This is a genomic window from Serratia sp. CY33525 (assembly GCF_052169115.1).
Lineage (GTDB): Bacteria > Pseudomonadota > Gammaproteobacteria > Enterobacterales > Enterobacteriaceae > Serratia > Serratia sarumanii.
The window spans coordinates 375,143-397,325 of the sequence record NZ_JBJNLK010000003.1 but is presented as its reverse complement, the minus strand read 5'-3'; the positions used below and the strand labels follow the sequence as shown (position 1 = coordinate 397,325).

Sequence of the window (22,183 nt, the reverse complement as noted above, 5' to 3'; positions counted from 1 at the left end):
TTTTATAAAAACCTGACTCTTTTTACTGATGATAAGGTTCCCTGTGATCGCATCCTCGCTGACTTCGACCCTACTAGTTACCGCGCTACCAGCCGCGGTGGTCGTCGTGCGTGTGGTGGTGGTCGTCGGCAATGCGCCGTAGGGTCCGAATCAACGCATCGATTCCCAAACCCCGCCGGCGCAAACCGGGCGGGGTTTCTTGTTTTAGCACCCTGCCCAGAAAAGCTCACCGGCCTTGAGAAAGGACAGGAACATGGCAACTTCGGGCACGCCTCAACCGGGCACCAGCTTCACCGGCGCACATTTGATCGTTCATCTGCTGGAGCGGCAGGGTATCACCACCGTCGCCGGCATCCCCGGCGGCGCCGCGCTGCCGCTGTATGACGCGCTGAGCCAAAGCACCCGCATTCACCACGTGCTGGCGCGCCACGAACAGGGCGCGGGCTTTATGGCGCAGGGCATGGCGCGCGCCAACGGCAAAGCGGCGGTGTGCATCGCCTCCAGCGGGCCGGGCGCCACCAACCTGGTCACCGCCATCGCCGACGCCAAGCTCGACTCCATTCCGCTGGTGTGCATCACCGGTCAGGTGCCCTCCTCAATGATCGGCACCGACGCCTTCCAGGAGGTGGACACCTACGGCATTTCCATTCCGATCACCAAGCACAACCATCTGGTGCGCGATATCCGCGAGCTGCCGCAGGTGATCGGCGACGCGTTCCGCATCGCCGAATCCGGCCGCCCCGGCCCGGTCTGGATCGATGTGCCGAAAGATGTGCAAACCGCCACCATCACCCTGGAAGAGCTGCCGCCGATCGCCGTGCCGGACGCCGCCCCAACCTTCGATCCGGCGCTGGTTGCGCAGGCCGCCGCGATAATCAACCAGGCGAAACGCCCGATCCTCTACCTGGGCGGCGGTATCATCTGCGCCGACGCTCACCGGCAGGCGCTGGAACTGGCCGAGCGCGCCGGTCTGCCCACCACCATGACGCTGATGGCGCTGGGGGCGATGCCGGTGGAACACCCGCTGTCGCTGGGCATGTTGGGCATGCACGCGGCGCGCAGCACCAACTTCATTCTGCAGGAGGCCGATCTGCTGATCGTGCTGGGCGCGCGCTTCGACGATCGGGCAATCGGCAAAACCGAGCAGTTCTGCCCTAACGCCGCCATCATTCACGTGGATATCGATCGCGCCGAGCTGGGCAAGGTCAAACAGGCCAACGTGGCGATCCATGCCGACGTCGGCCAGGTACTGCAACAGCTGCTGCCGCAGATCGACACGCAGCCGCGCAGCGCGTGGCTGAGCACCGTCAACGACCTGAAGCGCGAGTTCCCGTTCAACATGCCGAACGCCGACGATCCGCTGAGCCATTACGGCCTGGTGCTGGCCGCCGCGCGCTGCGTGGACGACAGCGCCATTATCACCACCGACGTGGGCCAGCATCAGATGTGGGTGGCGCAGGCCTATCCGCTGAGTCGGCCGCGCCAGTGGCTGACGTCGGGCGGCCTGGGCACCATGGGCTTCGGTCTGCCGGCGGCGATCGGCGCGGCGCTGGCGGAGCCCGAGCGTAAAGTGCTGTGCTTCTCCGGCGACGGCAGCCTGATGATGAACATTCAGGAAATGGCCACCGCCGTCGAACACGATCTGGACGTGAAAATCATTTTGATGAACAACCAGGCGCTGGGGCTGGTGCACCAGCAGCAAACCCTGTTCTACCAGCAGCGCATCTTCGCCGCCGCCTATCCGAAGCGCACCGACTTCCTGAAGATCGCCGCCGGATTCGGGCTGGATACCTGCGATTTGAACGCCGCGGAAGATCCGCAGGCGGCGCTGGCCGAAGCGATCCAACGCCCGGGGCCCTGCCTGATTCACGCGCTGATCGATATCAACGAAAAAGTGTTCCCGATGGTGCCGCCGGGCGCCGCCAACATCGACATGATTGGAGAATAAGCCATGCTGCAACCACAAGATAAACCCCAGGTGATCCTGGAGCTGGCCGTGCGCAACCATCCCGGCGTCATGTCGCACGTTTGCGGGCTGTTCGCTCGCCGCGCGTTCAACGTCGAAGGCATTCTGTGTCTGCCGCTGAAGGACGGCCAGCAGAGCCGCATTTGGCTATTGGTCGCCGACGATCAGCGGCTGGAGCAAATGATCAGCCAGGTGGAAAAGCTGGAAGACGTGCTGCAGGTGAAGCGCCACAGCGAAGACGTGCGGGTATTTGAACAGCTGGAAGCGTTCTTTCAGTAATACGAAGGGGGCTTACGCCCCCGCAATCATTGCCCGGACAGCACCTGCCACAGCAGGTGCCGATACACCGGCATCAAGGGCTGCTGGCTCAGCAGATAACCGACCGCCAGCGCCGCCAGCCAGCTCAATCCGCAAACCACGCGCAGCCGCAGCGGCGTCAGCCAACGGCTCAGCCGATCGGCGCTGCGCTTATCCTCACGCCACCAGCGCCAGCTCAGCCACACAGCCAGCCAGATCGTGAGTGCCGCGGCGAGCAGCAGCCACTTGAACATCGCGCTGTTGGCGCCGGCGGGAATGTCGATCGCCACGCCCGCCAGGATGCCAGGGAAGAAATAGACCGGCGGCCAGGTCAGGCAACCGATGATGTTCGGCAAGGCAAACTTGTACGGCGGCAGATCGAGCATGCCGGCCACCATCGGCACCAGCGGGCGCGTCGGGCCAACGAAGCGGCCGATCAGAATGGTCGCCATGCTGTGCTGGTGCAAGGCGTGCTCGGTTTTGTCGAGCAGCGCTTTGTTCTTCTTCAGGAACGACCAGCGGTGCAAGGGCCCCTTGAAGGCGCGGCCGACGAAATAAGAGATCCAGTCGCCGAGCAGGCAGCCGACGATCCCCGCCGCCCAGGCGTAGTAGAAGTCCACCTTGCCGCTGCCGATCAGCGCGCCGATGCTGGCCATCATCACCGTGCCGGGCAGCAGCAGCCCCACCAGCGCCAGCGACTCGAGAAAAGCGACCAGCAGGACGACCATCAGGGTGAAAGCCAGCGACTGGGTGATCAAATCTTGTAAATAGGCTTCCATTACACCTCTGCGGATTATTCGGCCAAACGGGGCCGAGGATTTTCCAGCGCCGCCGCTGGCGAGTCAATCGATGAATTGTATGCGTATTTGGCAGCGCCGAACGCCGATGGACAATGACTGTATAAAAACACATACTATAATTTATCTATATTAGCGCCAAAACCGACATCTCGCTGAATGTCGCGCACGCCGCCCGGCGGAAGACGAAGGGGTTATGACAGCACTGCAACAGGGTTTCCTGCTCACTCGCCACTGGCGCGACACGCCCGCCGGCACCGAGGTCGAATTTTGGCTGGCGACCGACGCGGGCCCGCGTCAGCTGCGCTTGCCGCCGCAAATCTCGGTGGCGTTTATCCCCGCCGAACAAAAGCCGCGCGCGGAACTGCTGTTGCGCGAAGAACGGCAGGTGGAACTGAAACCGCTGGCACTGACGGATTTTCATCACCGCCCGATGCTGGGGCTGTACTGCCGCCAGCACCGTCAGCTCATCAAGCTGGAAAAACTGCTGCGGGAAGGCGGCGTTACGGTCTACGAGGCCGACATTCGCCCGCCCGAACGCTATCTGATGGAGCGCTTCATCACCGCGCCGGTGTGGTTCAACGGCCAGGCCAACGGCGGCGGGCCGTTGCTCAATGGCCAGATGAAGCCGGCGCCGGACTACCGCCCGACGCTCAGGCTGGTGTCGCTGGATATCGAAACCACCGCCCACGGCGAGCTTTACTCCATCGCGCTGGAAGGCTGCGGCCAGCGGCAGGTGTACATGCTGGGGCCGGCCAACGGCGGCGATGCGCCGCTGGATTTCGATCTGGAATACTGCGCCAGCCGCCCCCAACTGCTGGAACGACTCAACGCGTGGCTGGAGCGCCACGATCCCGACGCCATCATCGGCTGGAACCTGGTGCAGTTCGATCTGCGGGTGCTGCAAAAGCACGCCGAACGCTACCAAATCCCGCTGCGGCTGGGGCGCGGCGGCAACCTGTTGGAGTGGCGCGAGCACGGCTTCAAGCAGAACCACTTTTTCGCCGCCGCCGCCGGCCGCCTGATCATCGACGGCATCGAAGCGCTGAAGTCCGCCACCTGGAACTTTCCCTCCTTCAGCCTGGAGTACGTTTCGCAGGAACTGCTGGGTGAAGGCAAGGCGATCGACAACCCTTATCAACGCATGGCGGAGATCGACCGGCGCTTCGCCGAAGACAAGCCGGCGCTGGCCCGCTACAACCTGAAGGACTGCGAGCTGGTGACGCGCATCTTCGCCAAGGCCGATCTGCTCAACTTTCTGCTGGAACGCGCCACCGTCACCGGGCTGGCGGCCGATCGCAGCGGCGGATCGGTGGCGGCCTTCAGCCACCTTTATATGCCGCGCATGCACCGCCTGGGCTTTGTCGCCCCCAACCTCGGCGAACAGCCGGAGGAACACAGCCCCGGCGGCTTCGTGATGGACTCCCGGCCCGGCCTGTACGATTCGGTGCTGGTGCTGGACTATAAAAGCCTGTACCCGTCGATCATCCGCACCTTCCTGATCGATCCGGTCGGGCTGGTGGAAGGCATGCGCCACCCAAACGACGCCGATTCGGTGCCCGGCTTTCGCAACGCCCGCTTCTCGCGCAGCAAACACTGCCTGCCGGCAATCGTCGAGCAGATCTGGCAAGGGCGCGAGGCCGCCAAGCGCCAGCACAACAAGCCCCTGTCGCAGGCGCTGAAGATCATCATGAACGCGCTGTACGGCGTGCTGGGATCGAGCGGCTGCCGCTTCTTCGATCCGCGGCTGGCGTCGTCGATCACCCTGCGCGGCCACGAGATCATGCGCCAAACCCGCGAACTGATCGAAGCCGAAGGCTATCAGGTGATTTACGGCGACACAGACTCCACCTTCGTGTGGCTGAAACAGCCGCATGATGAGCAGCAGGCGGCGCAGATCGGTCGGGCGCTGGTGCAGCGGGTCAACGCCTGGTGGCAGCAGCATCTGCAGCAGCAGTTCGGGCTGGAGAACGCGCTGGAGCTGGAGTTCGAAACCCACTATTCGCGCTTCCTGATGCCGACCATTCGCGGCGCCGAACAGGGCAGCAAGAAGCGCTACGCCGGCCTGATCGCGCGCGGCGGCGGCGAGGAAGAGATGGTGTACAAAGGCCTGGAAACGGTACGCACCGACTGGACGCCGCTGGCGCAGCAGTTCCAGCAGCAGCTCTATCAGCGCATCTTCAAACGGCAACCCTACCAGGACTATGTGCGCGACTACGTCGGCAAAACACTGAACGGCGACTTCGACGATCAGCTGGTGTACCGCAAGCGCCTGCGCAGGAAACTCGACGACTATCAGCGCAACGTGCCGCCGCACGCCCGCGCCGCGCGCATCGCCGACGATTACAACCGCAGCCAGGGGCGGCCGCTGCAGTATCAGAACGGCGGCTGGATCAGCTACGTGATGACCGTCGCCGGGCCGGAACCGCTGGAAACGCGCCATTCGCCCATCGACTATCAGCATTACCTCGAACGCCAGCTGCAACCGGTGGCAGACGCTATACTCCCTTTCTTGCACGACGATTTCACCACGTTGGTCACCGGGCAGATGGGGCTGTTTTGAGATTGCGCCAGGTTAAGAAAAATCATCCGGTTTTGCAGGTGACGAACGCGCCGCCTTCCATTACCATAGCGCCCTTCCCAAAACTGAACCACGCTTAGCCCTGCCGTCTCGCGACGTCTGCATGGCGTGAATGGCTATTGCCCGTCAAATTTAAAACAAACCGGGATAGCAGACGTTCAGTACAGGTGCCGCGGCCCTTCCCGCCCGGTAACAAGACTTACTTACAAAGAATCGAGCCGACAATATATGCCTTTTACTCTTGGTCAACGCTGGATCAGCGACACGGAAAGCGAATTAGGACTGGGCACCGTCGTGGCGCTGGACGCGCGCATGATTACCCTGCTTTTCCCCGCCACCGGTGAAAACCGCCTCTATGCCAGAAACGATTCGCCGATCACCCGCGTGATGTTCAACCCGGGCGATACCGTCAGCAGCCACGAGGGATGGCAGCTGCAGGTGGAAGAGGTGAAAGAGGAAAACGGTCTGTTGACCTATATCGGCACCCGCCAGGACACCCAGGAGAGCGGCGTGGCGATGCGCGAAGTCCTGCTGGACAGCAAGCTGACCTTCAGCAAGCCGCAGGATCGCCTGTTCGCCGGCCAAATTGACCGCATGGACCGTTTCGCGCTGCGTTTTCGCGCGCGCAAGTACCAGAGCGAGCAGTATCGCCTGCCGTTCGCCGGCCTGCGCGGCATGCGCGCCAGCCTGATCCCGCACCAGCTGCACATCGCCCATGAAGTCGGCCAGCGCCATGCGCCGCGCGTGCTGCTGGCGGACGAAGTCGGCCTCGGCAAAACCATCGAAGCCGGCATGATCATCCACCAGCAGCTGCTGGCGGGCCGCGCCGAGCGCGTGCTGATCGTGGTGCCGGAAACGTTGCAGCACCAGTGGCTGGTGGAGATGATGCGCCGCTTCAACCTCTACTTCTCGCTGTTCGACGACAGCCGCTACGCCGAAGCCAAGCTCGACAGCAGCAACCCGTTCGAAACCGAACAGCTGGTGATCTGCTCGCTGGACTTCGTGCGCCGCAACAAGCAGCGCCTGGAAGAGCTGGCGGACGCCCAGTGGGATCTGCTGGTGGTCGACGAAGCGCACCACCTGGCCTGGAGCGAAGAAGCGCCGAGCCGCGAATATCAGGTGATCGAGCAGTTGGCCGAGCATATCCCCGGCGTGCTGCTGCTGACCGCCACCCCGGAACAGCTGGGCCAACAGAGCCACTTCGCGCGCCTGCGCCTGCTCGATCCAAACCGTTTCCACGACTACGGCGAGTTCGTCGCCGAGCAGCAGAAATACCGCCCGGTGGCCGACGCCGTCACCCTGCTGCTGAGCGGTAAACGCCTGGCCGACGACAAATTGAACCTGTTGGGCGAGCTGATCGACGAGCAGGACATCGAACCGCTGCTCAAAGCCGCCAACAGCGAAGGCGACAACGCCGAGCAGGCGCGCCAGGAGCTGGTTTCCATGCTGATGGATCGCCACGGCACCAGCCGCGTGCTGTTCCGCAACACCCGTAACGGCGTGAAGGGCTTCCCGCACCGCAACCTGCACCAGATCAAGCTGCCGTTGCCGACCCAGTATCAGACCGCGATCAAAGTGTCCGGTATCATGGGCGCCAAGAAGTCCGTCGAAGCGCGCGCGCGCGACATGCTGTACCCGGAGCAGATCTACCAGGAATTCGAGGGCGAAAACGCCACCTGGTGGAACTTCGACCCGCGCGTCGAGTGGCTGCTGGACTACCTGCTGGCCAACCGCAACGAAAAAGTGCTGGTGATCTGCGCCAAGGCTGACACCGCGCTGCAGCTGGAGCAGGTGCTGCGCGAGCGTGAAGCGATCCGCGCCGCGGTGTTCCACGAAGGGCTGTCGATTATCGAGCGCGACCGCGCCGCCGCCTACTTCGCCTCCGAAGAGGAAGGCGCGCAGGTGCTGCTGTGTTCCGAGATCGGCTCCGAAGGCCGCAACTTCCAGTTCGCCAGCCAGCTGGTGATGTTCGATCTGCCGTTCAACCCGGATCTGCTGGAACAGCGTATCGGCCGTCTGGACCGTATCGGCCAGATGCACGACATCCAAATCATGGTGCCTTACCTGGAGCACACCGCGCAGGCGGTGCTGGGCCGCTGGTTCCACGAGGGGCTGGACGCCTTCGAACACACCTGCCCGACCGGCCGCACCATCTACGACAGCTGCTACGAGCAGTTGATCGGTTATCTGGCCGCGCCGACCGAACAGGAAGGCTTCGACGAATTCATCCACGCCTGCCGCCAGCAGCACGATCAATTGAAAGCGCAGCTGGAACAGGGCCGCGACCGCCTGCTGGAGATGCACTCCAACGGCGGCGACAAAGCCCAGGCGCTGGCTGCCGCCATCGCCGAGCAGGATAACGACGTCAATCTGGTGGGCTTCGCGCTCAACCTGTTCGACATCGTCGGCATCAATCAGGAAGACCGCAGCGACAACCTGATCGTGCTGACGCCGTCCGACCATATGCTGGTGCCGGACTTCCCGGGCCTGCCGCAGGACGGCTGCACCGTCACCTTCGACCGCGATCGGGCGCTGTCGCGCGAAGACGCGCAGTTCGTCAGCTGGGAGCACCCGATCATCCGCAACGGCCTGGATCTGATCCTGTCCGGCGATACCGGCAGCTGCGCGGTGTCCCTGTTGAAAAACAAAGCGTTGCCGGTCGGCACCCTGTTGGTTGAGCTGGTGTACGTGGTGGAGGCTCAGGCGCCGAAGCACCTGCAGCTGACCCGCTTCCTGCCGCCGACGCCGATCCGCATGCTGATGGACCGCAAGGGCACCAATCTGGCGGCGCAGGTCGAGTTCGAAAGCTTCAACCGCCAGTTGAACGCGGTCAACCGCCACACCTCCAGCAAGCTGGTCAACGCCGTGCAGCAAGACGTGCACGCCATGCTGCAGCAGGCGGAAAGCCTGGTGGAAGCGCAGGCGCGCACGCTTATCGAACAGGCGAAGCAAGAGGCGGACGACAAGCTGAGCGCCGAGCTGGCGCGTCTGGAAGCGCTGAAGGCGGTCAACCCGAACATCCGCGACGACGAAGTCGAAGCGCTGGAGTTCAACCGCCGTCAGGTGCTGGCCAACCTTAATGAAGCCGGCTGGCGTCTCGACGCCATTCGTCTGGTGGTGGTCACCCACCAGTAACCGGCGCGACGCGGGGCGGCAACCGCCTCCCCGTTCGGCCCTTTTCGCGGAGCCAAGATGGAACCCTACAATCCCCCGCAGGACCCGCTGCACATCCTGTATCAGGATGAACACATCATGGTGGTCAACAAGCCCAGCGGCTTGCTGTCGGTGCCCGGCCGCGCGCCGGAAAACAAAGACAGCCTGATGACCCGCATTCAGGCCGATCATCCGGCCGCTGAGTCGGTGCACCGGCTGGACATGGCCACCAGCGGGGTGATCGTGGTGGCACTCAACAAGGCCGCCGAGCGCGAGCTGAAGCGTCAGTTCCGCGAACGCGAACCGAAGAAATCCTATATCGCCCGCGTTTGGGGGCATATGGCGCATGACGAAGGGTTGGTGGACTTGCCGCTGATCTGCGACTGGCCGAACCGGCCGCTGCAAAAGGTGTGTTTTGACACCGGCAAAGCGGCGCAGACGGAGTATCAGGTGCTGTCACGCGACGCCGACGGCAGCACGCGCGTAAAGCTGACGCCGATCACCGGCCGCTCGCACCAGCTGCGGGTGCACATGCTGGCGCTGGGGCATCCGATCCTCGGCGACGGTTTCTACGCCCCGCCGGAGGCCAAGGCGATGGCGCCGCGGCTGCAGCTGCATGCGCAAGAGCTGCGCATCACCCACCCCGCCTTCCAGACGCCGATGCACTTTCGCGCCGAACCGGATTTCTGAGGCTAATCTCAGGGATACCCTAAATAATTCGAGTTGCAGGAAGGCGGCAACTAAGCGCAGCCCCGGGAGCGTACAAAAAGTACGTGACCGGGGTAAGCGCAGGCAGCCAGAAGTATGACGGGTATCGTTATTTGAAGCCTTTCTCGCGTTTGATCAGATCGTACGCCGCCTGAATTTCCTGCGCTTTCTGCTTGGCCATTTCCATCATCTGCGGCGGCAAGCCCTTCGCCACCAGCTTATCCGGATGGTGTTCGCTCATCAATTTGCGGTAGGCGCGTTTGATGGTGGCGGCATCGTCGCTGCTGCGCACGCCGAGCACCTTGCACGCATCGTCGAGCGTCGGGCCGCGCTGAGCCTGCTGATAGCCGCCCTGCGAATACCCGCCCTGCTGACCGCCGCCGAACTGACGCCCGCCCTCCATCATGCTGAGAAACTGATCGAACTGCGCATGCGAAATGCCCAGCTCTTCGGCGATGACATACAGCACCTGGCGTTCATTCGGGTGTAGCGAGCCGTCGGCGAACGCCGCCTGAATCTGAATTTCCAGAAACATCCGAATCAAATCGAAGCGGCCAAAACAAATGCTGCGGAACTGCTGCAGCGTCTCACGCAGCGGGAACTGGCTCTGTTTCCCCTCGCGGAACGCCTGCTGCGCCGCGGTGCGCGCTTCGCCGTGCAGCTGCAGGCGATCCATGAACAGGCTGGCAATCTGGATATCTGCCTCGGTAACGCGTCCTTTGGATTTGGTCAGGTGGCCCATCACCTGAAAAGTGGTGCGGAAAAACAGCGTTTGCCGCGTTTGCTGGTCGGTGAAGAAACCCCGGCTGCGCTTATTGCTGCGCGCCGTATCGATCATATGACCGATAATCAGCCCCAGAACTACACCCCAGAATCCCGCGCCAGACCAAATGGCGACGATGACGCCGAGCAGTTTTCCCCAATACTGCATATACTCCTCAATTATCATGCCGAAAGCCGCCCGCCCCCTTCGCTTCAGGAAAGGGCGCAGGCGATTTTTCCCAGAATTTGGATTATCATACCTGTCATTTATCTTTGCGCCTAACGACGACGCAAGTAAACGGCTGGATTTAGCACTAGCGCAACGCAGATGAGTAATATAGTCTCTGACCGTTTGCCGGACATGACGCCTCTGATGACGGAACACCAAAACCGCGTATGAAAAAAAGTTTCCCAACACTGCTGGCCACGATGATTTGGACGGCACTCTACAGTCAGCACGCGCTGGCTGATCTGGCCGAGCAATGCATGCTTGGCGTTCCCGTTTACGACAAACCTTTGGTCAGCGGCGATCCGAACAGCCTGCCGGTCACCATCAATGCCGATGACTCGCGCGCCGACTATCCGAAAAGCGCCCTGTTCAGCGGCAACGTGCATATCGAGCAGGGCAACAGCACCCTGACCGCCAAAGAAGTCGAGCTGAACCAGACGCAAAACCCTGGCCAGGCGGAGCCGGTGCGCACCGTCACCGCCACCGGCGACGTGCACTACAGCGACAATCAGATCAAACTGAAAGGCCCGAAGGCCTGGTCGAACCTGAACACCAAAGATACCGACGTCTATGAAGGCGACTACCAAATGGTAGGCCGTCAGGGGCGTGGCGACGCCGACAAGATGAAAATGCGCGGCGCCAACCGTTACACCATTCTGGAAAACGGCACCTTCACCTCCTGTCTGCCGGGCGACGACAGCTGGAGCGTGGTCGGCTCCGAAGTGATCCACGATCGCGAAGAGCAGGTGGCGGAAGTGTGGAACGCCCGCTTCCGCATCGGCGGCGTGCCGGTGTTCTACAGCCCGTACCTGCAATTGCCGGTCGGCGACAAGCGCCGTTCCGGCTTCCTGATCCCGAACGCCAAGTACGGCAGCAACAACGGCTTCGAGTTCATGTTGCCGTACTACTGGAACATCGCGCCGAACTACGACGCCACCATCACGCCGCACTATATGTCCAAGCGCGGCCTGCAGTGGCAGACCGAGTTCCGCTATCTGGTGCAGCCGGGCCTCGGCCTGATGGAGTTCGACTGGTTGCCGGACGACAAGGAATACGGCAAAGATCATGACGACAGCAAGCGCTGGCTGTTCTACTGGAACCACAACGGCGTCATGGATCAGGTGTGGCGCTTCAACGTCGACTACACCAAGGTCAGCGATTCCAAATACTTCACCGATCTGGACTCCAAGTACGGTTCCACCACCGACGGCTACGCCACGCAGAAATTCAGCCTCGGCTACGCCAACGAGAACTGGAACGCCACGCTGAGTTCCAAGCAGTTCCAGATTTACGACGATACCGATCGCTCGCAGTCGGAATCGTATAAAGTTCAGCCGCAGCTGGATCTGAACTACTACAAAAACGACATCGGCCCGTTCGACTTCCATATTTACGGCCAGGCGGCCAAGTTCACCAGCGTCAACCCGTACAGCCCGGACGCCACCCGTCTGCATATGGAGCCGACGCTCAACCTGCCGCTCACCAACGGCTGGGCCAGCCTGAACACCGAAGCCAAGGTGATGGCGACCCACTACCAGCAGGATATTCCTGACGGTTTCGCCGCCAACTACCAGAGCCGCAAAGGCGCCGTTGCACCGGAGCTTGATGATTCGGTCAACCGCGTATTGCCGCAGTTCAAGGTCGACGGCAAGCTGGTGTTCGAACGCCCGATGATCTGGGCCGAAGGCGCCACACAGACGCTGGAGCCGCGCGTACAGTACCTGTACGTGCCGTACCGCGACCAGAGCAACATCTACACCTACGACACCACGCTGCTGCAGACCGACTACTCCGGCCTGTTCCGCGACCGCACCTACAGCGGCCTGGATCGCATCGCTTCGCAGAACCGCGTCTCCACCGGTTTGACCACCCGCATTTATGATGACGCGCTGGTTGAACGTTTTAACGCTTCCGTGGGTCAAATCTACTACTTCAGCCGTTCGCGCACCGGCGATCAGGTAACCGGGTACGACAACAACGACGATACCGGCAGCGTGGCCTGGGCCGGCGATACCTATTGGAAAATCGACGATCGTTGGGGCCTGCGCGGCGGCCTGCAGTACGACACCCGCCTGAACAGCGTCTCGCTGGGCAACGGCGTGGTGGAATACCGCCAGGACGCCGAGCGCGTGGTGCAGTTGAACTACCGTTACGCCACGCCGGAATACATCCAGACGGCGTTGAACACCAAAACGGTTCCGGCCTTCCAGGACGGCATCTCGCAGGTGGGCATCACCGGCAGCTGGCCGATCGCCGATCGTTGGGCGGTGGTCGGGGCGTATTACTACGACACCCGCGCCAAGCAATCCGCCGATCAGCTGGTGGGGCTGAAGTACAACACCTGCTGCTGGGCGGTGACCCTGGGCTATGAGCGCAAGATCACCGCTTGGAACAACAGCAACAATACCAGCGTTTACGACAACAGAGTTTCGTTCAACGTCGAACTGCGCGGCCTGAGCAGCGATCATAGTCTCGGCTCCGCAGAAATGCTGCGCTCCGGCATTCTGCCGTATCAGCGCGCATTCTGACGCTTTGCAACACTTTGAAAACGAGAACTTTCACCCGCATTTGCGGATTACATAATGGGAAATGTATGAAGAACTGGAGAACGCTTATTCTCGGATTGGTGGTTTGCGCCAATGCCGCGTTCGCAGCACCCCAAGAAGTGGATAAAGTCGCCGCCGTCGTGGATAACGGCGTGGTACTCGAAAGCGACGTCAACGGTCTGTTGCAGTCAGTGAAGCTCAACGCCCAGCAGGCCGGCCAGCAATTGCCGGACGACAAGACGCTGCGCCATCAGATCATCGAACGCCTGATCATGGATAACATCCAGCTGCAGATGGCCAAGAAAATGGGCATCACCGTGTCCGACGCCGATCTGGACAAGGCGATCGCCAACATCGCCGCGCAAAACAAGATGAGCGTCGATCAGCTGCGCAGCCGCCTGTCGTACGAAGGGTTGAACTACAACACCTACCGTTCGCAGATCCGCAAAGAGATGCTGATCTCCGAAGTGCGTAACAACGAAGTGCGCCGTCGCGTCACCATCCTGCCGCAGGAAGTGGACGCGCTGGCGAAACAGGTGGGCGCGCAGAACGGCAGCGACACCGAAATGAACATCAGCCACATCCTGATCCCGCTGCCGGAGAATCCGTCGCAGCAGCAGGTCGACAAAGCCGAAGAGCTGGCCAAACGCCTGGTGGGTGAGATCAACAGCGGCGCCGACTTCGGCAAGCTGGCGATCACCTACTCCGCCGATTCTCAGGCGCTGAAAGGCGGCAACATGGGCTGGGGCAAGCTGCAAGAGATCCCGACCCTGTTCGCGGAACGTCTGGTGAGCGCCAAGAAAGGCGACGTCGTCGGCCCAATCCGTTCAGGCGTCGGCTTCCACATCCTGAAAGTGAACGACATCCGCGGCGCCAGCCAGTCGGTGTCGGTCACCGAAGTGCACGCCCGTCACATCCTGCTGAAGCCTTCGGTGGTGCTGACCGACGATCAGGCGCGCGCCAAGCTGCAATCCGTGGCGGAAGCGATCAAGAGCGGCCGCGCCAAGTTTGCCGACGAAGCCAAACAGCTGTCGCAGGATCCGGGTTCCGCCATGCAGGGCGGCGATCTGGGCTGGGCTTCCCCGGACATCTACGATCCGGCCTTCCGCGATGCGTTGCTGAAGCTGAGCAAGGGTGAAATCAGCGCGCCGGTCCACTCTTCCTTCGGCTGGCACCTGATCCAGCTGCTGGATACCCGCCAGGTGGATAAGACCGACGCCGCGCAGAAAGATCGCGCTTACCGCATGCTGTTCAACCGTAAATTCGCCGAAGAAGCGCAGACCTGGATGCAGGAACAGCGCGCCCAGGCTTACGTGAAGATCCTCGATGGCAGCGATGCACAGCAATAAACGCGTCGTCATTACCCCCGGCGAACCCGCCGGGGTAGGGCCGGATTTGGTGGCAGCGCTGGCGCAACAGGATTGGCCTGTTGAGCTGGTGGTGTGCGCCGATCCGGCCCTGCTGCTTGAACGCGCCAAGCGTTTGGGCCTGCCGCTGACGCTGCGCGACTACCAGCCGCAGCAACCGGCCGAAGCGCAACGCGCCGGCACGCTGACCGTACTGCCGGTCCCGCTCGCTCACCCGGTCACCGCCGGGGAGCTGAACGTCGGCAACAGTGCCTACGTGGTGGAAACCCTGGCGCGCGCCTGCGACGGCTGCCTCAACGGCGAATTCGCTGCGCTGATCACCGGCCCGGTGAACAAGGGCGTGATCAACGACGCCGGCGTGCCGTTTATCGGCCATACCGAATTCTTTGCCGATCGCAGCCGCTGCGATCGCGTGGTGATGATGCTCGCGACCGAAGAGCTGCGCGTGGCGCTGGCGACCACCCACCTGCCGCTGCTGGCGGTGCCGGGCGCCATCACGCAACAGAGCCTGTTCGAAGTCATCCGCATCCTCGACCACGATCTGAAAACCAAATTTGGCATCGCCCGGCCGCACATTTACGTCTGCGGCCTGAACCCCCACGCCGGGGAAGGCGGCCATATGGGGCACGAAGAGATAGACACCATCATCCCTGCGCTCGACGCGCTGCGCGCTGAGGGCATCCATCTTGTCGGCCCGCTGCCGGCGGACACCCTGTTCCAGCCCAAATATCTGCAAGATGCCGATGCGGTGCTGGCGATGTATCACGATCAGGGGCTGCCGGTGCTAAAATACCAAGGGTTCGGCCGCGCGGTGAATATCACCCTCGGTTTGCCTTTCATACGCACCTCGGTCGACCACGGTACCGCTCTGGAACTGGCCGGCACCGGCACCGCCGATGTCGGCAGTTTCCAAACGGCCCTGAATCTCGCCATTAAAATGATAATTAATTGTAATGAATAACAGAGTCCACCAAGGGCACTTTGCCCGCAAACGCTTTGGACAAAACTTTTTAACCGATCAGTTTGTCATCGATAGCATTGTCTCCGCCATTCACCCGCAGCCGGGCGAAGCGGTGGTCGAGATCGGCCCCGGCCTCGGCGCCTTGACCGAGCCGGTCGGCGCGCGCATGGACCGCATGACGGTGATCGAACTGGACCGCGATCTGGCCACCCGGCTGGAAAACCACCCGCGGCTGAAAGACAAGCTGACCATCCACCAGCAGGACGCCATGACGGTGAATTTCGCCGAACTGGCCGAGGAAGCTGGCCAACCGCTGCGCGTATTTGGTAACCTGCCGTACAATATTTCGACGCCGCTGATGTTCCACCTTTTCAGCTATACTCAGGCAATCCGCGACATGCACTTTATGTTGCAAAAAGAGGTGGTCAACCGTCTGGTGGCCGGCCCGAACAGCAAGGCCTACGGGCGTTTGACCGTGATGGCGCAGTACTACTGCAACGTCATTCCGGTGCTGGAAGTGCCGCCGACCGCGTTCGCGCCGCCGCCGAAGGTCGATTCCGCCGTGGTGCGTCTGGTGCCGCACAGCGTGCTGCCGAATCCGGTGGGCGACGTGCGCATGCTGAGCCGCATCACCACGCAGGCGTTCAACCAGCGGCGGAAAACCATCCGCAACAGCCTGGGCGACCTGTTCACGCCGGAGCAGCTGACGGAGCTGGGCGTCGATCCTTCGCTCAGAGCAGAAAATATTTCTGTGGCGCAGTACTGCAAGCTGGCGAACTGGCTGTCAGCCAATCCGGCGCCGCAGCAATAAGGAGTTGTTGTCATGATTGATTCGCCCCGCGTGTGTATTCAGGTTCAGAGCATCTATGTGGAATCACAGTCGATCCCTGAAGAAGAGCGTTACGTCTTCGCCTATACCATCACCATCCGCAATCTGGGGCGGACCGACGTGCAACTGCTGGGCCGTTACTGGCTGATCACCAACAGCAACGGCCGCCAAACCGAAGTTCAGGGCGAAGGCGTGATCGGCGAACAGCCCGTCATTCCGCCCGGCGGAGAGTTTCAGTACACCAGCGGCGCCATTCTGGAAACGCCGCTGGGCACCATGGAAGGCCATTACGAAATGGTTGACCACCAGGGTCAGCCGTTCCGCACCGCTATTCCCGTGTTTCGCTTAGCCATTCCAACGCTGATCCATTAATTATGTCGACATACCTTATCGGCGACGTTCACGGCTGTTTCGATGAACTGAAGTCGCTGCTGGCTCAGGTTGCGTTCGATCCCGAGCGCGATCAACTGTGGCTGACCGGCGATCTGGTGGCGCGCGGCCCCGCCTCGCTGGACGTGCTGCGCTTCGTGCGCTCGCTCGGCCCGGCGGTGCGCATGGTGCTGGGCAACCACGATCTGCACCTGCTGGCGGTTTACGCCGGCATCAGCCGCAACAAACCCAAAGATCGCATCACCCCGCTGCTGGAGGCGCCGGACGCCGACGAGCTGATCAACTGGCTGCGCCGCCAACCGGTGCTGCAGGTGGACGATGAGCAAAAGCTGGTGATGGCGCACGCCGGCATCACCCCGCAGTGGGATATCGACACCGCGAAAATGTGCGCGCGCGAAGTGGAAGCGGTATTAAGCAGCGACAGCTACCCGCTGTTCCTCGACGCCATGTACGGCGATATGCCGAACAACTGGACGCCGGAGCTGAGCGGCCTGGCGCGTCTGCGTTTCAGCACCAATGCGCTGACGCGCATGCGTTATTGCTTCCCCAACGGCCAGCTCGACATGATCTGCAAAGATGCGCCGGGCACCGCACCCGCGCCGCTGAAACCGTGGTTCGAGCTGCCGCGCCTGGTGGATCCGGAATACACCATCGTCTTCGGCCACTGGGCCTCGCTGGAAGGCAAGGGCACGCCGGAAGGCGTGATCGGGCTGGACACAGGCTGCTGCTGGGGCGGCGATCTGACGATGCTGCGCTGGGAAGACCACCGTTACTTCACGCAGCCCGCTAATCGCGGCGAGGCGCCCGACCACGCCGGCAGGCTGGCCGCGTTCTGAAAACATCAAGGCGGCCCCAGGCCGCCTTTGCTCTCTTTAGCGCCTTACGCCCCAATCACCCCGGCATCTTCACGCGTGATCATCAACACCGATGAACGCGGGCGCGGGCTGTTGTTTGGGAAGTGCGAATCGCCCTCTTCTCCCGGATGCTGCACGTTGACGAACATCGTCTTGTAGTCCGGGGTGAAGGTGATGCCGGTCAGTTCGCAGGACTTCGGCCCCACCATGAAACGGCGAATTTCGCCGCTGATCGGATCGCCCACCAGCATCTGGTTGTTGCCCTGCCCGGCGTAATCGCCCTTGTTGCTGTACTTGCCGTCGGTGAGGATCCACAGACGGCCGGCGCGATCGAAGCCCAGCCCATCCGGGCTGTTGAAGGTATTTTCCGCCGTGATGTTCGGCGTGCCGCGGTTGACGCCTTCCGGATGGGCGATCGGATTGCCGCACAGCGCATAGATGTCCCAGGCGAAGGTGCCGGCGGTGGCGTCGCCGCCCTCGTCCCAGCGAATGATCTGGCCATAGATATTGTTCGGCCGCGGGTTGGCGGCGTTCAGCGGCATCCCTTCCTCGCCGCGCTTGCTGTTGTTGGTCAACGTGCAGTACGCGCGGCCGTCATGCGGGTTCACCGCGATCCACTCCGGGCGATCCATTTTGGTGGCGCCGACCTGCTGCGCCGCCTTGCGGGCGAAGATCAGCACTTCGGCCTCGTCGCGGAAACCGTTCTCCGGCGTCAGGCCGTTCTTGCCGAACTCGAGCGCAATCCAGCGCCCTTTGCCCTTCAGCGGCGTGCCGGCCTCATCGCCGTCGAACTGCGCCACGTACAGCGTCCCTTCGTCCAGCAGCGTGCGATTGTTGGCCGGATTGGCGGCGTCGACCACGCCTTTGGAAACGTACTTATAGATATGTTCGCCGCGTTCGTCGTCACCCATGTACACCACCAAACGGCCATCTTTGGCCACGGTCACCGCCGCGTTCTCGTGCTTGAAGCGGCCCAGCGCGGTGTGCTTGATGGGCGTCGAGGTCGGATTCAGCGGATCGATCTCGACGATCCAGCCGTGGCGGTTGAATTCGTTGGGGTTCTTCGCCACGTCGAAGCGCTCGTCATAGTCCGGCCAGTTGCGCTCCGGTTCGCTGACCTTCAGCGTGTAGCGCTTCTGTTCCGGCGTGGTTTTGTAATCAGCCTGATGAGTGCCAAAGTAGGTATCGAAGTTTTCTTCGCAGGTCAGGTAGGTGCCCCACGGCGTCTTGCCGTTGGCGCAGTTGCCGAAAGTGCCCAGCACCTTGCGCCCGCTCGGATCGGCGGCGGTCTGCAGCAGCGGGTGCCCGGCGGCCGGGCCGCTGAACTGCATTTCGGTATTGGCGGTGATGCGGCGGTTATAGCGCGACGGGCGCTCCACCTCCCAGCGCTGGCCGTCGCCGACGCGCTTTACCGCCACGATGGAGACGCCGTGCGCCGCCTGCGATTTGCGCACCTCTTCCAGGCTGGTGGCCTTGGCGCCGCCGTGGGCGAACAGGTACTGCTCGTTAACGTATTCGTTATTGATGGCCATCACGCCATGATTGTCATCGATCGGGAAGAAGCTCATGCCGTCGTTATTGTCGCCGAACTGTTTTTCCTGATCGGCGGCGCTGTTGTTGCCCTGCGGATCGAAGGCCGGCGCGCCGTCCACCAGCGGCTCGCCCCAGGAGATCAGCACCTCGGCGCGGTAGCCCGGCGCGATGGTCACCTCATCGGCGGTAGACGCGGCGATGCCCTGAAAGCCCAACAGCTTGTTCGGCGGCAGATCCTCGGCCAACGCCTCACTGGAGACCGACCAGATGCCGCCGCCGAGAAAACCGGCCAGGCCGACGGCGCCGGCGCTGCCGAGCAGCAGTTTGCGGCGAGTGGGATCGATCAGGCGGTCGGCGTCTAATTGCTCAATTTGCTTGGTCATAGCGTGGTTACCTTTTTAGTTATGGCGCCGCGGTCAAGATTCACCAGAGTTGCCGTGGCGCTCAGAGTTGGACTTCATACTAATCAGGTAATGTGACGGAAAGGTTACAAACGACGGACGCAAAAAGGCCGGGGGCGCAATTGCTTGCGCCCCCGGGGAGAGTTGGCTAGCACGCTTAAATCAGCGGCGCTGCAGGATTTCGAAGCAGTAGCTGTGCGAGTTCAGATCGTCGGCGTCGTGGAATTCGCTGAACGTGGTTTCCCACTCGTCCGGCTCGTAATCCGGGAAGTGGGTATCGCCGCCGACTTCGGCGTCGATGTGCGTCAGGTACAGGCGATCGGCGCGCGGCAGCAGCTGGGTATAGATGCGCCCACCGCCGATCACCATCACTTCTTCCACCTCGCCCGCGGCGGCCAGCGCTTCATCCAGCGAGGTCACCCAGGTCACCCCGGCGGCATTGCCCGGGCGGCTGCTCAAAACGATATTGTGGCGGCCCGGCAGCGGGCGGCCGATGGACTCGAAGGTCTTGCGGCCCATAATAACCGGCTTATTCAACGTGTTGCGTTTAAACCACGCAAGGTCCGCCGGCAGGTGCCACGGCATGGCGTTTTCCATGCCAATAACGCGATCCGCCGCCAAGGCAGCGATCAGGCTGATAATCATTGTTTAACCCTGTGTAGGCAGCAAAATTGGTGACACTATACGTAAAGGCCTGAGTGCCGTCGATAGGCTAATCAAGCAAGATGAATATATAAGATAGCTCTTATCAGTATATCTAATAACCAACGATCTCCCGCCAGGTCATTTCACACGCTGGGGCGTTTGCGGTACAGCCACAGGCCCGGCAACGACAGGCCGATCGACAATGCGCCAACGATAAAACTGGCCTTGAGGAAGTTGGTGATCATGGTCTCCATCAGGGCTTCGCTGTAGCCCAGATGCGAGATCTCCACCACCGTTATCATCGCGGTATAGGCGGAAATGCCGGGGAACATCGGGATCACCGCCGCCACGGTGAACACCTTCGGGTGCGCCAGCAGCCAGCGCGACCAGTAGATGCCGATGATACCGATCAGGATCGCCGCCAGCAGCGAGGCCCACTCGATGTTCATGCCGCCATACATCATCAGCATGCGCGAGCCGCGCCCGATAGCCCCGAGCAACGCGCAATAGCGCAGCGCGCGCAGCGGCACGTTGAACACCATGGCGAAGCCCAGCGCCGGCACCGCCGCCAACAGCATCTCCTGCAACAAGGCCCACAGCAGACTCATGACCACCCCCGCAGATCCCACAGCGACATCGCCATCACTACCCCGATGCAGGTCGCCAGCGTCAGCAGGCTGGCCATCGCCCAACGCGCCAGCCCGGTATTGACGTGCCCCTTGAACATGTCTGCCACCGCGTTGATCAGCGGGAAGCCCGGCACCAGCAACAGCACGCTGGCGGCCATCGCCACGCTCGAGGTGTCTTTAAACGCCGGCAGGCGCAGCAGCAGTCCGGAGATCGACGTAGCGACAAACGCCGTCAGGCAAAAATTGATCAGCGGATTCATATGGCGGGCGGTGAGGATTTGACGCACCAGCATCGCCGCGCCGCTGGCGATAAAGGTCACCAGGAAAGCATCGCCGCCGCCGCCGTTGAGCATGCTGAAACACCCGCAGGACAACCCCACCATCAGCACCACCAGCCAGCGCGGGTAACGCAGCGGCCGGATCCTGTCAAAGCGGCGCGCCACGTCGTGCGCATCCGCCAGGCGATGCTCGGCGAGGATCACGATATGCTGCACTTCGGTCACCACCTGCATATTGATGCCGCGATCGACGTTCTTGCGGGTGGTGGTCAGACAGGCACCGTGGCTGAGAGTGGTCAACACCACCGCATTGGCGGAGATCGAGCTTTCCACGCTGTCCATCCCCAGCGCCAGCCCCAGGCGGGTCGACAGCTGTTCCACCACCGTGCTCTCGGCGCCGTGCTGCAACAGCAGCAGCGCGCATTGAATGCACAGGCGGGTAATTTCACGCTGTTGCCGGTGCGGCTCCGGCCGGTCTGTGGCGTTAGTCTGCTGCATGGTGCTCCGTTGCTGGCGGTAGATGAATTATTATCATAGAGCCTAACAATACCTCATTGGGTTGATGCGCATCAGAGGAAGCGGCGTTATTATCGCCAGAACTCTGTCTTTTGCGCGAGACGCTCCCATGCTTGAAACTTCGCTGTTCGTCGCCGGCATTGCCGCCCTCGGCATGCTCTCCCCCGGCCCGGATTTTTTCCTGGTGATCAAAAACGCCGCCCGCTATCCGCGGCTGGCCGCCATGATGACCGCCTTCGGCGTGATCTGCGGCGTCGCCACCCACATGTCCTACTGCGTCGCCGGGCTGGCGGTGGTGATCACCACCACGCCGTGGCTGTTTAACCTGCTGAAATACGCCGGGGCGGTCTATCTGGTGTGGATCGGCATCCAGGCGCTGCTGTCGCGCGGCGGCGGCAAGATGAACGTCAGCAATCTGCCGCAGCAGCAGGTCAGCCTGAAGAGCGCCTTTGCGCAAGGCTACCTGTGCAACCTGCTGAACCCGAAGGCCACCCTGTTCTTCCTGGCGGTGTTCACCCAGGTGCTGCAGATCGATTCCGGTCTGGGCGACAAGCTGTGGTACGCGGGGATTATTCTCGGCCTGTCGGTTATCTGGTGGCCGCTGCTGGTGTTCCTGATCCAGAGCGGGCCGGTGCGCCGCGGGTTGGAAAAGACCCAGAAGATCGTCGACAAGCTGCTGGGCGGCATGCTGATCGCCCTGGGCATCAAGGTCGCGCTGAGCTAAGCAAAAGAAGGGGCGCC

The 22,183-nt window shown here is 62.1% G+C and carries 19 protein-coding genes; 13 read left to right on the top strand and 6 right to left on the bottom strand.

Annotation, left to right across the window (positions count from 1 at the left end; genetic code table 11):
- Positions 1 to 28: 28 nt before the first annotated feature.
- The 3 genes from ivbL (at position 29) to ilvN (ending at position 2,245) form a co-directional block, all read left to right on the top strand.
- Positions 29 to 142, top strand: coding sequence for an ilvB operon leader peptide IvbL (ivbL, locus tag ACJ8IM_RS10585; protein WP_154747116.1), 114 nt, complete (start codon positions 29 to 31; stop codon positions 140 to 142).
- 111 nt (positions 143 to 253) lie between these two features.
- Positions 254 to 1,948, top strand: coding sequence for an acetolactate synthase large subunit (gene ilvB / locus ACJ8IM_RS10580; protein WP_308317420.1), 1,695 nt, complete (start codon positions 254 to 256; stop codon positions 1,946 to 1,948).
- Positions 1,949 to 1,951: 3 nt separating this feature from the next.
- The gene (ilvN, locus tag ACJ8IM_RS10575; protein WP_016929110.1) at positions 1,952 to 2,245 is read left to right on the top strand and encodes an acetolactate synthase small subunit; all 294 of its coding nucleotides are present in this window, start codon (positions 1,952 to 1,954) and stop codon (positions 2,243 to 2,245) included.
- A 26-nt stretch (positions 2,246 to 2,271) separates the two neighbouring features.
- Here the strand turns inward: ilvN and ACJ8IM_RS10570 are convergent, their stop codons facing one another.
- Positions 2,272 to 3,042, bottom strand: a complete 771-nt coding sequence (locus ACJ8IM_RS10570) for a DedA family protein (protein WP_033637083.1) — start codon at positions 3,040 to 3,042, stop codon at positions 2,272 to 2,274.
- 214 nt (positions 3,043 to 3,256) lie between these two features.
- Between ACJ8IM_RS10570 and ACJ8IM_RS10565 the strand changes: the two genes are divergently transcribed.
- From ACJ8IM_RS10565 to rluA, 3 genes are all read left to right on the top strand, one after another.
- Positions 3,257 to 5,623, top strand: coding sequence for a DNA polymerase II (locus ACJ8IM_RS10565; protein ID WP_033652902.1), 2,367 nt, complete (start codon positions 3,257 to 3,259; stop codon positions 5,621 to 5,623).
- Between the two features lie 246 nt (positions 5,624 to 5,869).
- Positions 5,870 to 8,776: an RNA polymerase-associated protein RapA gene (gene rapA / locus ACJ8IM_RS10560; RefSeq protein ID WP_033637081.1), complete on the top strand. Its 2,907-nt coding sequence runs from the start codon at positions 5,870 to 5,872 to the stop codon at positions 8,774 to 8,776.
- Between the two features lie 57 nt (positions 8,777 to 8,833).
- Positions 8,834 to 9,484 carry a bifunctional tRNA pseudouridine(32) synthase/23S rRNA pseudouridine(746) synthase RluA gene (gene rluA / locus ACJ8IM_RS10555; protein ID WP_033637080.1) on the top strand — a complete coding sequence of 217 codons (651 nt, stop codon included), beginning with the start codon at positions 8,834 to 8,836 and terminating at the stop codon, positions 9,482 to 9,484.
- A 127-nt stretch (positions 9,485 to 9,611) separates the two neighbouring features.
- Here the strand turns inward: rluA and djlA are convergent, their stop codons facing one another.
- Complete coding sequence (djlA, locus tag ACJ8IM_RS10550) at positions 9,612 to 10,433, bottom strand: co-chaperone DjlA (protein ID WP_033637079.1); 822 nt, start codon at positions 10,431 to 10,433, stop codon at positions 9,612 to 9,614.
- Between the two features lie 227 nt (positions 10,434 to 10,660).
- On the opposite strand from djlA, the gene lptD reads away from it, so the two are divergent.
- The 6 genes from lptD to apaH all read left to right on the top strand — a co-directional run bounded on the left by lptD (position 10,661) and on the right by apaH (position 17,422).
- The gene (gene lptD / locus ACJ8IM_RS10545; RefSeq protein ID WP_033652901.1) at positions 10,661 to 13,021 is read left to right on the top strand and encodes an LPS assembly protein LptD; all 2,361 of its coding nucleotides are present in this window, start codon (positions 10,661 to 10,663) and stop codon (positions 13,019 to 13,021) included.
- Between the two features lie 65 nt (positions 13,022 to 13,086).
- Positions 13,087 to 14,388, top strand: a complete 1,302-nt coding sequence (gene surA, locus ACJ8IM_RS10540) for a peptidylprolyl isomerase SurA (RefSeq protein ID WP_033637077.1) — start codon at positions 13,087 to 13,089, stop codon at positions 14,386 to 14,388.
- Complete coding sequence (pdxA, locus tag ACJ8IM_RS10535) at positions 14,375 to 15,367, top strand: 4-hydroxythreonine-4-phosphate dehydrogenase PdxA (RefSeq protein WP_033649277.1); 993 nt, start codon at positions 14,375 to 14,377, stop codon at positions 15,365 to 15,367. The genes surA and pdxA overlap by 14 nt, the downstream gene beginning before the upstream one ends.
- On the top strand, positions 15,360 to 16,178 hold the full coding sequence (rsmA, locus tag ACJ8IM_RS10530; RefSeq protein ID WP_033637076.1) for a 16S rRNA (adenine(1518)-N(6)/adenine(1519)-N(6))-dimethyltransferase RsmA: 819 nt from the start codon (positions 15,360 to 15,362) through the stop codon (positions 16,176 to 16,178). The genes pdxA and rsmA overlap by 8 nt, the downstream gene beginning before the upstream one ends.
- A 12-nt stretch (positions 16,179 to 16,190) precedes the next feature.
- Positions 16,191 to 16,568, top strand: coding sequence for a Co2+/Mg2+ efflux protein ApaG (gene apaG, locus ACJ8IM_RS10525; protein ID WP_016929119.1), 378 nt, complete (start codon positions 16,191 to 16,193; stop codon positions 16,566 to 16,568).
- A gap of 2 nt (positions 16,569 to 16,570) precedes the next feature.
- Positions 16,571 to 17,422, top strand: coding sequence for a bis(5'-nucleosyl)-tetraphosphatase (symmetrical) ApaH (gene apaH, locus ACJ8IM_RS10520; protein ID WP_033652900.1), 852 nt, complete (start codon positions 16,571 to 16,573; stop codon positions 17,420 to 17,422).
- 44 nt (positions 17,423 to 17,466) lie between these two features.
- Here apaH and ACJ8IM_RS10515 read toward each other — a convergent pair whose 3' ends face one another.
- The 4 genes from ACJ8IM_RS10515 to ACJ8IM_RS10500 all read right to left on the bottom strand — a co-directional run bounded on the left by ACJ8IM_RS10515 (position 17,467) and on the right by ACJ8IM_RS10500 (position 21,424).
- Positions 17,467 to 19,356, bottom strand: coding sequence for a PhoX family protein (locus ACJ8IM_RS10515; RefSeq protein ID WP_033652899.1), 1,890 nt, complete (start codon positions 19,354 to 19,356; stop codon positions 17,467 to 17,469).
- A gap of 180 nt (positions 19,357 to 19,536) precedes the next feature.
- Entirely contained in the window at positions 19,537 to 20,019 is a 483-nt protein-coding gene (folA, locus tag ACJ8IM_RS10510) for a type 3 dihydrofolate reductase (protein WP_033637073.1), read from the bottom strand.
- A 143-nt stretch (positions 20,020 to 20,162) separates the two neighbouring features.
- Positions 20,163 to 20,627, bottom strand: coding sequence for a threonine/serine exporter (locus ACJ8IM_RS10505; protein ID WP_033652897.1), 465 nt, complete (start codon positions 20,625 to 20,627; stop codon positions 20,163 to 20,165).
- The gene (locus ACJ8IM_RS10500) at positions 20,624 to 21,424 is read right to left on the bottom strand and encodes a threonine/serine ThrE exporter family protein (RefSeq protein ID WP_033637071.1); all 801 of its coding nucleotides are present in this window, start codon (positions 21,422 to 21,424) and stop codon (positions 20,624 to 20,626) included. Before ACJ8IM_RS10500 ends, ACJ8IM_RS10505 begins: the two co-directional genes overlap by 4 nt.
- Before the next feature lie 127 nt (positions 21,425 to 21,551).
- Here ACJ8IM_RS10500 and ACJ8IM_RS10495 point away from each other — a divergent pair, with 127 nt between their 5' ends.
- Positions 21,552 to 22,166, top strand: coding sequence for a LysE family translocator (locus ACJ8IM_RS10495; protein WP_015376619.1), 615 nt, complete (start codon positions 21,552 to 21,554; stop codon positions 22,164 to 22,166).
- The last annotated feature ends 17 nt before the right edge of the window (positions 22,167 to 22,183 follow it).